This is a genomic window from Sulfuricurvum sp. (assembly GCF_028712165.1).
Lineage (GTDB): Bacteria > Campylobacterota > Campylobacteria > Campylobacterales > Sulfurimonadaceae > Sulfuricurvum.
Genome location: NZ_JAQTQR010000019.1, coordinates 1 through 11020, shown reverse-complemented (window position 1 = coordinate 11020; position 11020 = coordinate 1). Strand labels below are relative to the sequence as shown.

The window sequence follows — 11020 nt, the reverse complement described above, 5'->3', positions numbered from 1 at the left end:
AATGGTTCAAATTCCTCTTTTTTCCGAGGTCAATGCCGTAGCGTTTACCCCAGAGGGTATTGATCCGTTTGAAACCATACGTGACGGATTGCTTTTTGCTGAGATTAATGAAAAAAAATATGCAGTCCTCTCTGCACGCGATACGGCTACGGCACTCTCATCGTATAACAGGCTCTCGTTGGATCTTCCGCTAATCCATTTGGATGAGCAAACGTATGAGACTCTGTATCTAAAGTTTTTAGAACTCAAAACGGATCGTGAACTGACACGAAACGTATCGCAGGAAGAGCCGTATGAAGATGAACTCTCACTGATCGATTTTCTGAAAAACTCATCGGATTTGCTGACCAGTGAAGAATCTGCCCCGATCATAAAATTTGTCAACACCATCTTTTATCAGGCTCTTAAACGTCGTGCCAGTGACATCCATATCGAAACTCATGAGAAAAAAGGGGAAGTGCGTTTTCGTATCGACGGTGTCCTCTCCAAACATATTGATCTGGATAAATCGATTATCAGTTTGGTCATCAGCCGTATTAAAGTCATCTCCAACCTCGATATCGCTGAAAAACGTCTTCCCCAAGACGGTCGGACACAGATTAAAATCGCCGGTAAATCGCTTGATGTCCGTGTATCGGTTTTGCCTACTTATCACGGCGAACGGGTTGTAATGCGATTGCTGATGCATGCAGCATCCATTCCGGGACTCGAAGAACTCGGGTTTAATAGTTCTACAACAGAACGTTTTTACGAACTGCTCAAATTTTCACACGGTATTATTCTCGTGACCGGGCCGACCGGAAGCGGAAAATCGACCACGCTTCACTCTTTCCTCCAGCGGCTCTCAGGGCCTGAAAAAAATGTAATGTCGATCGAAGATCCGGTGGAATACGATGCCGCACACGTCAGTCAAATAGCAGTAAATTCGAAGATCGGTTTGACATTTGCCGAAGGTCTACGCTCTATCTTGCGACAGGATCCTGATATTATCCTTGTCGGTGAAATTCGTGACGGTGAAACCGCTCAGATCGCGATTCAAGCAGCGATGACAGGTCATCTCGTTTTCTCGACGCTTCATACGAATAATGCGACATCGGCGGTTACCCGTCTCGTCGATATGGGTGTGGACAAATTTATGGTTACCTCCACGCTTCTAGGGGTATTGGCTCAGCGGCTGGTGCGTAAGGTCTGCTCAGAGTGCCATGAACTTCAAACGATCGATCCTATCGATGCCCATGACCTTGATCTGCCGATGGAGCTGCTTGTGGCCAAAAGTGTTGGGTGCCCCTCGTGCGGAGGGACAGGCTATCGCGGCCGGATTGCCGTAGGCGAATTACTGATGATGGATGAGAATGTTCAAACACTGATGAAACAGTGTGACAATGACGTAGAACTTCGCGCAGCAATGAAAGGATCTATGGCATTTTTGGCCGATCAGCTCAAAGATCTTTTGGTCTCACATGAAACGACGTTGGAAGAGATACTTCGCGTCGGTGTGAAAGAGATCTAATGGAATTTGTTTACAAAGGGCTAAATCCGGAGGGGGTGCAGATCAGCGGAACTCTGGAGTCTGCCTCGCTGGATGAGGCCAAACGTCAGCTCAGGGCGCAGGGGATTATCTACTCCTCTTTAAACACTCAAAGCGGATCATTGGTTGATCTGTTCGGGATACTCGGCACCAGAGCGATCCCTTCATCGCTTTTGACCCGGATCAGTCGGGATCTGGCAGTCTATCTGCGGGCAGGGGTACCATTGATACGGGCACTTTCACTGCAGGAGCGCCAATATCGGAATGAACCTAAAACAGAACGTTTTTTTGTTTCTTTGATCACCTTGTTGGATGAGGGGAAAAGCCTGTCAGCCGCGCTTGAAGCCCAAAATATTTATGCAATCCCCTCATTTTATTTGGGGACGCTCCGTGCGAGTGAAGATCGAGGTGTTTTGGCAGCCGTCTTAAGCGAGCTTGCCTCCTATATCCAAGTAGGTGAGCAAATCCGTGCTCAGCTTACTAAAGCATTTATCTATCCCGGATTTATCGTCGCGGTATCCATCCTCACCGTTTCATTTATGCTCAGTTCTGTTGTTCCCAAACTCTCTGCTATTTTTGAAACAATGGGGCAAGAACTGCCTGCATTGACCCGCGGTGTTTTGTCTCTTTCATCGTTTTTTTCAGTGTCATGGCCATGGATCCTTCTCTTATTTGGAATTATAACTCTGATGGTTACTTCTGCACTGAAAAATCGTCCTGCATTTCGTTATAGGGTTGATCGTATTTTATTGTCGATACCGGTTGTAGGAAAGATTATCCAAACGAGTGATTTAGCTCGGTTCAGTGCAGTGGCATCGCTTTTAATCCGTTCCGGTATCCCTATCGTCAAGGCGATTTCGCTTGCCGGAGGAACACTTTCGTCTTCCGTGTTAAAAGCTCAATTCGCGTATGGAGCTGAGCGGATCGTAGAGGGGGGGAGGCTCTCTACGTCACTTGCATCGGCAGAACATGTCGAATTGGACGAAGCCTTTATCGGTGCCTTGGCTGTCGGTGAAGAGACGAGCGAATTGCCGAGTATGCTTGAGAGTCTTTCTGAGCTGTATATGGAGCGTAACCGCGAGATGATTGGTTTGTTTCTCTCGCTGCTGGAACCGACATTGATCTTGGTGGTGGGAGGGATCATCGGCGTCATCGTTACGGCAATGTTACTGCCGATCTTTTCTTTGAGTCTTGGTTGAAATTGAGGATACTAAAAAGAGTACCCTAATCCTAAATAGGTTGTTGAAGAACTGACTTTCATATCGCTTTTAGGCAACGGGATATTTTGATCAAAAAGATTTATAGCAATATCGTGAAGTGCCCATTTGCTGTATCGGACTCCGGCAGTAAAATAGAGTTGAGGGGAGAGCGACAACCAGCGTGTTATCGGAACCTTTTTTTCCAGAGGCTGATATCGAAGCCCTAACTCACTTTCGGTAAAAGTGCCATCCACAAAACTCTTTAATCCGATACTGCTGTTTTTCAGTGAAGCATATTGATATGCATAGATTGCCGAACCGTAAAGGGACAGAGTAGAGGTCAAGCTTTTGCTCACTTTCATTTGCGGCCCCACTTTATAGCTCCAAATCTTTGTATCTCCGAATCCGTATAATGTGGCAAGGACATTTGAACTTCCGGAATTTGAAGAACTTGAACCTTGTGTCGACTCAATCCATGGTGTAGATATCCCGACATCCGCTCCAAAACTGAAGTAATCGTGCGGACCGAGATCAATAATATTCCATCCTACCCCTATATCGGCATCAAGCCCCCGAATACGGTATTGCATCGTCGGTATATCCAAGGCATTATAGGTATTGCCGTTTATGTCTGTTACGACATTGTTGTAGGTGGATAGTGCCTGATTAATTTTTTTCGAGTCATACCAATTGATTTTATAGCCGTAGTTTAGATGAGGGATAAAAGTATTTTGGTGCTCTGTTTTCAAGGTATAGGTCATGACGTCATCACTGATTTTCCCGTTTAACCCTAGGAATCCCCCTTCCATAGACATAGTCCCTTTTCTTACCTCTATCTCACCGTGCGTCATTATTCCGAAAGCTCCGAGGGTGATCTTATTGAGTGTATCAGAATATTCGGTAGCGGTGGTGATAACGTTTCCCACTTTAGTGATATCCAAGGCATTGTCGGCATAGGCCAAATTGATCAATAAACAGGGAAGAAAAATTTTTTTCATGGGTATCTTTTTGACAACAATGTTGCTTTTTTACAAGAATATTCTTATCCTTCTATTGTATAATAAACTATAATAAATTAGGGAGTTTTGTGAATGAAAAAGCATAAATTGATCGTTTTGTTTTTATCTCTAGCTGTCGCATCATTTGCACACGAGAATGAATTTAGTTTTGGATTAAGCTCAATGTCAATGGATTATATGGAATATAAAGATAATGGTGACAAAGCTGATTCTGAAAAAGCAGATACGTTGCCCGGTTTTACATTAAGCTATAAAACAAGTATCAGCAATGGAGGATTTATTGATGCAGACTTTTCCCAATATTATGGGAATACAAATTATGTGGGATCTGCTCTAAATAATCCTAATGGACAATATGGTGATGTAACTGCAACAACTGAAAGTACTATCTCTGATGGAAGTATCGGCTATTCTGAACAAAAAATCTATGATAATTACCTTGTATTTATGCGTTTAGGTATTGGCTATCGGAATTGGGAAAGAGCTCTATCCGATGGGCATACGGAAGAGTATAAATGGCCTTATGGCACTGTAAAACTAGGTTTTTTAGGCAATATGACAGGAAATGATACTCTTGGATTGTCAGCAGAATATCATCAGGCATTCTCACCTCAGATGAAATCCAATAAATACGGAACATTTGATTTAGGACGTACCGACGGTTTTTCGATTATCGTTCCATGGGAGCACACATTGTCAGCGAATTGGGCACTCAAATTTACCTATATGTATCAGACATGGGATATTAAAAAATCAAATACTCTTCCTTACCAAAGTAGTCAAATAGTATGGGAACCTCGTTCAGAATCAAATTTTAATACTTTTAATGCCGCATTGGTTTATCGCTATTGATTCTGTCCATTTATCATTTTTGTAAAAAAATAGATTTATCAGCGCTCTGTTTTGCACTTTTGATTTTTCTCAGCCCGATTTATGCGGATGAAACAGGGTCTAATGATGTTGGAGAGGTAAAAGCAGACGAGCAAACCTATATCGAAGCGACACTTATCGGACGATATATGAGCAACCAAACTTTTTTCAAAAACTCACCCTATGCTTTTGTCCTTTTTGATACCGAGTACGGGGAAGATGATTGGAAAATATCGGGAGGTGTTTTTGGGCAAAAAGGGCTTCCTCATCCTGATTTTCCGATCAATCATCTATATCTTGACTATTTTGGCGAAAATACCCATTTGAGAATCGGTAAAATGGTCGCTAAAGTAGGTGTATTGGACTATTTCAGTACATTGGACACCCTTAATCCCATTCGTCTGGAATTCTTTGACGATCCGAAGATGAATATTAAAAGGGTTCCTGTATGGATGGCTCAAGCAGATTATTCACCTATCGATGAGATGAAACTCTCTTTTTTCCTTCAGCCTTATGACAGTAAGTATCAAGACTATTCAGGATACTACGTCAATTATGCTCTCAACCGTTTCGTCCCTCAGCATTACCATGAATTTTTTCAACAAAACCCTATAGGACAGGATATATTCGCACCGGTGTATTACAATGCAATCAGTCCGTTTATAGCGCATGAAATTGATTCTAAAACTCCATCAGAACCATGGAGTATACAAAATACCTCTTTTGGATTGGGGACGGAATATACGGATGATAGAGGGAAATTCGGTTTCTTATATTTTAACCGATACTCTGAAATACCTTTGATCCGTGTAGACCAAAATCTTTTGGATGCAGCGATCTTGTATGATAATGGAGAAGATGTTTCGCCCGCATTGACTGAGTATCTCGCTTCAATGGATTTGGATCCTATCAAATCGGTTCAGGGGTTCAGGTATCAGCAAGCAGGATTCTATGCAGAGACCACTATGGATTCCTACGGTATCCGGGCAGAAGCCGCTTTTAGAGATAAAGTTCCGCTACTCAATACCTATGGTTCCGTCAGTTCATTCGGATTTGCAATTGATCATGTTTCAGATTCTTCCACATATTATGCACTTGAAGCTCAGTATCTACACCTCAGTAAATACAATAAAGATGCGATGATCGGTATGTTCACTGCCAAATTTGAACCAATCTCTTTTTCGGTATTCCGAGGTCATTTTGAAAATCGTCTTATTGCAGCTGCAGTCGATAACATGGCTGATGTTGCTGTGAATCCGAGCTTCTCGATCGAGTATGATCGTACGGATTTGGTTTTGCAGGGGATTGTATCCGGAAATAACAGTGAAAGTAACAGTGTTAGTATTCTTTTAAGAAGCACATTTTGACCCTTTTTAAACAACTCTTTATTCTTCTGATCATTCTGATCAGTGATTATACGATTGTTACTCGTATACATGTAAATCCGATCGAATGGAGTTCTTTTTTACCCAAAAGCCCGATGGTTCAAGATAAAGAGGTAGTGTTGGATGGACATAAGCAGTACCTCTTTTGTTCTATACCATCCGAAAGTCTTCCGCAAGAGTGGAAAAAGCAGAATCTGATCGATCGATATCTTCCTCTGGAGGAGTATCCTCATACATATCTCTTAATCTTTGAGATTGAAAAACTAAATTCTGTAATAGAGATAACCAAAGAATTCCCCAGAAGCGGTACTTCCATCGTGGGCAATATTTTGTTTAAAAACTTTTTTCAGGAATTGGGGTTTTATGCTCTGGTGATCTTCCCTTTTGTCTTAATGGTTTTACTGTTTTTTATCCCTTTGCGTTTATGGATGGATATCATTATGGAGATGGGACTTTATCTTATGGTATTGGCAATTGTATTAAATTTAGGTTTTTTTGAGATCAATTCTGCATCCTTGCTTGCCCTTATTTTTCTGGTGATATATGCATTAACACTCTTTAACTATATTTATGCCGAAGGGATGAATCCCAGACGACTTTTTTTCGGGATTCAGATTTCGGTCGCGGCAACGATGCTCAGTGCCGTTTTTTTGGTTACCTCCCATTTTGGACTGATTCATTCGTTCGGGGTCATGATGATGGTCGGTTTGGGCATTTTGCACCTTTATATGAATGTACGTATCTATCTGATGAAGTATTTTCCCTACAAGCCATATCGAAATCCTTTGATTTTACGATCAACCCATTCACTTTGGAACGTTTCTCAAAAATATTTTAAAATCATGATTCCCGGTACTATTGCAGCTGCATTATTCCTCTCATATCATCCTCTAAATATAGATTTGAATATTGTTAATTTGCTCCCTCACTCATCAAATGAACTGAAACAGATTAATCAGTTTGAGGAAAAACATTTGCCGACTCTTCCTTTTGTCATCAGTGTACATAGTAAAAATAACACTTTTTCGGATGAAAAAATGATGCGCGAATTGATAGAATTTCAACGGCAGCTTGAACCGCTTATTCCGGGAAAAATTGTAGCCAGTGCCCCGAAAGCATTTGCAGAATTTACTAATCTTGCATCGGATAAAAAAAATCCAAATCTTCTAGCCCAATTTTTATTGGCTGAGAGCTTTAGTATCCATCCTCTCTCCCTATGGTCTGCTGATCGGACACAAAGCAATATTGTGGCATCGATAGGTTTGACAACGACGACGAATACGATGCGAACAATGTTGTATAATATTCAGGAACTCTCATCTCAATATCCTGATTTTACGGTTACGGTGAGCGGAAAAATATCCGATTTTGATTATTTCATCAATATTTTTGTTGAAGAGTTTTTGATAGGTCTTATTGCTACATTGATAGCAACGGCACTTTTCTTTTGGTATTTTTGCCGCAATATGATGAGTGTATCGACCATAGTCTTTTCTGCACTTTTTTCATTGGGTACTTTGGGAATATTTCATATCATCTTTAATAAGCCTATTACAATCTTGACTTTGCTCAATGTTATATTATATGCGGGATTGATCGCGGATTCGCTTATTCAGCTTTTCGTCTGCTATAAGCGTGAGGGTGAATCGTGTGAACGGAGTGTGCTGCAGCCGATTTTTATTTCAAACTTTTCGATTTTGATCTGTTTGGGTGGGATGTTTTTCGTAGGAGGAATGATGAGCGCATTTGCTTTTGAGCTTGGTATACTCCTCACCGCCAATCTTGTTTTTATCCTATTAATCGTACCGAAAATCCAGCGGCGTTATTTTACGACTTGCAGTGAGTGAGTGCTGTTTGGGTAAACAGTTTACTGTCTACGACAGTTTGGATTGAATCTTCGTTGATATCATAAACGAGAGTCTGATTTTTGATGTGATCATTGATATGCCATTTCGTTATGATGGTTTTGCCGTGAAGCTCTTTTACTTCATCGATAAAGACCTCTTTTTGAAGTAGCTCATTCTCAAAGATATCCATTTTTTTTAAAACGAGATCATTCACCGTAATCGTATAAATGGTTTTTACCCCATCTTTATTTTTTAAAATTTGATAGCATGCCTCACCGTGTTGGGTAACAGTTTTTAGAAAACTGAGATCTTCTTTATTGTTCTGAATTTCAGAATAAGATAGACCCAGTCCAAAAGCTTCTTCTTTTTCATTTTGTTTCGGAACCAAACGGACTCGATCCAATGCCGGAAAATAAACCAGCGTTTGAGAATCGTTTTTGTTTTTTTTAAGCAGCATTGCGGTCCCTTTTACTTTGGAAGGTGAAGCAAAACAAATAAGAAGAGAAGACTCTCCGTCTTTTTCCATCCGAGAGAGGCTGAAGATCTGTTTTTCCAGATATTTTCCGCTCGTTATGGTAGAAGAGACCTGAAATTTTATTTCCGGAATAGAGAGAACCTTTACGGTTTTTTGATAAATTTCACTCGCACTTGGTGCAGCATAGAGAGAAGCTACGCTAATACCCAATGCGATTAATAGGCGCCCTGTATCCAATTGAGAGCCTTTAAGGTGACTTCACGAAGTGAAATCTGATTGGTTAGAACGGTATTTTCATACTCTTTCATGTTTTCAAGCATCTGTTTTGTCATCTCTGAAATAACGGTAACAATCTGATCGTTTGCGGTAGGGGTATACCATTGTCGGTCGAAAACGATTGCCATCCCCATTAGCATAAGATTAGTGATTTGTTTCATACCGCCGTAAATGAGCAAACCAAAATCCAAAATCAACATTTCAGTATAAACGATCAATTGCTCGGTGTAGACGATACGATCGGCCATCTCTCCGATACGATCAGCCATCTGGCCTATCTGTACTGCCATCCACAGTATGCGATCCGCCATCAGACCGACTTCTTCGCCGCGTGAAGCAAAGAGATAGCCGTATTCCATTCCTGTCATAGCAAAGTTGTAGGCATCATTTTCAATTTTCATCGTAAACTGATAGGCAAGATCAGCCATGTGCGTGGTAAAAGTTGCGGCTTGAGTCGCAGTATCGGAGGTAAACTGATACGATAGTGAGGCAAGAAGCGAAGCAAAACTGAACGCATCGGTTTCTACAGAGGTAGCTGTGTTTAATGTATTGGTTGTAACAGAGGTTAGATCCAAACTTGACGCGAGTGGAACAGATGGATTTAACGACGCCAAATCCGTTAATAATTGAGTGATAGTAGCGTCTCCGAAAAACAACTGAGTAAAATTTGCAGAGATGTAGGTGGAGAAGAGAGTGTCATAGCTGTTAATTGGATCGCTAAATAAAATAGCATAGGTTTCTGCATCCGCTTGTAAGTTCCCAGCATCCGTACCGCTATTGGCATTTAAGCCTGTTTGATACATGCTGGTCAAAACTTTTACAACCAGACCCAGTCCAGCGAGGACAAGAGATTGTTGTTTAAGAGATGCAATGAGAGCAGTATCTTCATCTGTTAGCGTATACGAACCGTCTTGATTATCAAGAGCAGTTGAGAGAGCATCGATACGTGACTGTGTGGATGCCGTAACATTTTTCATGATATTGTCGATCAGGGATGTCAAGGTAATGACAAGCTGGCTTTGAAGCGTTGCCGCTTGTAAAAAAGCTTTAAGCTTTTGTTCATCGGCAACACTTAATGTTGTTGTGGTCGATGCAAGAGCCATGGATACCGGAGTTGTCGGCTTAAGACTTTCAATCGAGACTATTGCCAATGCACTAAGAGCTGCAACAGCTAATTTAGTGAAACTGAGCAATATCTCAGTATTCGTTGTAAAGGAAAGTGAGGCAAGACTTTTTTCCTCGACATATTTCATAACCTTTTCAATAGCCAGGTAGGTTAGGATGACATACGCATATCCGCTTACAGCATCGTTTGCTAATAACGCTGTGAGCCCATCTTTAACAAGTTTGAGAGACAAAGTGAGAGAATCGAGCGCTGCGGTTGTGATGTCTCCTTTTAATACATCCGCAATTACTGTCAATAGTCCATCCAAATAGGCATTTCCGGTTACATTTGCCGAAGAGAGAGTTAATCCTGCCTGTCCGCTGGTTTGCTGTTTATTACCAAACAGTCGCAAACTTGCTTTGAGCTTAGTGATTTGGCTGGTTGTTTGCGAATACGTTAAAGTATGGTAATCAAGATAATTTGTCCAACTGGTAATTGCAGGATTAAGAGGCGGATATTTCGTAAATAATAGATAGGATGGGTACGCTTCAACAGATGTCAGCATAACTCCTGTTTGAGATGTCAGGAGTGCTGAGGAAGCTGTATTTACATTGGTCCGCAGTGTACTACTGGCACTTTGTAGGGTAGAAATAGAGACAACCTGAGTATCAACGGCACTTAACGATGTGGTTGTTGATCCACCACCACCGCCACCACCACATCCGCTAAAGGAAACTATCCCTGGCAACGTTATCGCTGCTGCGACACTGTATCGCATAAATTTTCTTCGTTCCATAAAAGCTCCCTTCGTAGTTATAAAATAATAAATACTTATTTTGTAACCGTTCTGTAATCATTATAATGAATGATATATATGGAAGTCAAGATAAAAGAAAAATTTATAGTTAAAAAGTATTTTTTGATGATTTAAATAGAACCGTTGACTGTATATGTACGTCTGCTGTAACCTATTTACCGTATAATCCTAACTCAAGATTAATTTTCTTAGAAGGGCTGAAAGGGTAAAATAAATTTGAAAAAAGTTTATTTTTACCAAATTTTAACGTAAGGCATTTATTAATGGAAAAGAATCAAAAACGAAACGCATTTACTCTGATCGAGATTATGGTCGTCATAATCATTCTTGGCTTGTTGGCAGCTTTTGTCATCCCTAATATTACGGGCAAAAGCGAAGAAGCAAAACAGAAGTTGGTATGTGTTCAAATGAAGAGCCTCTCCGAAGGGCTCAAAATGTTTAAAATCGATAACGGTTCGTATCCGACTACGGAAGAGGGGATTGCGGCATTGATTACCAA

9 protein-coding genes are annotated in these 11020 nt (G+C 41.0%); 6 read left to right on the top strand and 3 right to left on the bottom strand.

Annotation, left to right across the window (positions count from 1 at the left end; translation table 11 throughout):
• Nucleotide 1 precedes the first annotated feature (1 nt).
• Both PHP90_RS05015 and PHP90_RS05010 read left to right on the top strand, forming a co-directional pair.
• The gene (locus tag PHP90_RS05015) at nucleotides 2-1510 is read left to right on the top strand and encodes a GspE/PulE family protein (RefSeq protein WP_299926225.1); all 1509 of its coding nucleotides are present in this window, start codon (nucleotides 2-4) and stop codon (nucleotides 1508-1510) included.
• Nucleotides 1510-2727, top strand: a complete 1218-nt coding sequence (locus PHP90_RS05010; RefSeq protein ID WP_299926222.1) for a type II secretion system F family protein — start codon at nucleotides 1510-1512, stop codon at nucleotides 2725-2727. Before PHP90_RS05015 ends, PHP90_RS05010 begins: the two co-directional genes overlap by 1 nt.
• 11 nt (nucleotides 2728-2738) lie before the next feature.
• Here the strand turns inward: PHP90_RS05010 and PHP90_RS05005 are convergent, their stop codons facing one another.
• Entirely contained in the window at nucleotides 2739-3725 is a 987-nt protein-coding gene (locus PHP90_RS05005) for a hypothetical protein (protein WP_299926219.1), read from the bottom strand.
• A gap of 93 nt (nucleotides 3726-3818) precedes the next feature.
• On the opposite strand from PHP90_RS05005, the gene PHP90_RS05000 reads away from it, so the two are divergent.
• From PHP90_RS05000 to PHP90_RS04990, 3 genes are read left to right on the top strand one after another with little or no spacing between them, the layout of a single operon-like run.
• Nucleotides 3819-4598 (top strand): outer membrane beta-barrel protein, encoded by a 780-nt coding sequence (locus tag PHP90_RS05000; protein ID WP_299926207.1) that lies wholly within the window; start codon nucleotides 3819-3821, stop codon nucleotides 4596-4598.
• Nucleotides 4599-4657: 59 nt separating this feature from the next.
• The gene (locus PHP90_RS04995; RefSeq protein WP_299926205.1) at nucleotides 4658-5983 is read left to right on the top strand and encodes a DUF1302 family protein; all 1326 of its coding nucleotides are present in this window, start codon (nucleotides 4658-4660) and stop codon (nucleotides 5981-5983) included.
• Entirely contained in the window at nucleotides 5980-7848 is a 1869-nt protein-coding gene (locus PHP90_RS04990) for a hypothetical protein (protein ID WP_299926203.1), read from the top strand. Before PHP90_RS04995 ends, PHP90_RS04990 begins: the two co-directional genes overlap by 4 nt.
• On the opposite strand, the gene PHP90_RS04985 is transcribed toward PHP90_RS04990, so the two are convergent.
• On the bottom strand, nucleotides 7829-8560 hold the full coding sequence (locus PHP90_RS04985; protein ID WP_299926200.1) for an outer membrane lipoprotein-sorting protein: 732 nt from the start codon (nucleotides 8558-8560) through the stop codon (nucleotides 7829-7831). The two genes, PHP90_RS04990 and PHP90_RS04985, sit on opposite strands and share 20 nt — an antisense overlap.
• On the bottom strand, nucleotides 8539-10500 hold the full coding sequence (locus PHP90_RS04980; protein ID WP_299926197.1) for a hypothetical protein: 1962 nt from the start codon (nucleotides 10498-10500) through the stop codon (nucleotides 8539-8541). The genes PHP90_RS04985 and PHP90_RS04980 overlap by 22 nt, the downstream gene beginning before the upstream one ends.
• 284 nt (nucleotides 10501-10784) lie before the next feature.
• Here PHP90_RS04980 and PHP90_RS04975 point away from each other — a divergent pair.
• The coding region (locus tag PHP90_RS04975; RefSeq protein WP_299926194.1) for a type II secretion system protein GspG at nucleotides 10785-11020 on the top strand (236 nt) is incomplete at its 3' end.

Bases quoted from the DNA above. Each gene is read 5' to 3' on its own strand.
- PHP90_RS05015 (WP_299926225.1), top strand. From the start codon at position 2: ATGGTTCAAATTCCTCTTTTTTCCGAGGTCAATGCCGTAGCGTTTACC.
- PHP90_RS05010 (WP_299926222.1), top strand. From the start codon at position 1,510: ATGGAATTTGTTTACAAAGGGCTAAATCCGGAGGGGGTGCAGATCAGC.
- PHP90_RS05005 (WP_299926219.1), bottom strand. From the start codon at position 3,725: ATGAAAAAAATTTTTCTTCCCTGTTTATTGATCAATTTGGCCTATGCC.
- PHP90_RS05000 (WP_299926207.1), top strand. From the start codon at position 3,819: ATGAAAAAGCATAAATTGATCGTTTTGTTTTTATCTCTAGCTGTCGCA.
- PHP90_RS04980 (WP_299926197.1), bottom strand. From the start codon at position 10,500: ATGGAACGAAGAAAATTTATGCGATACAGTGTCGCAGCAGCGATAACG.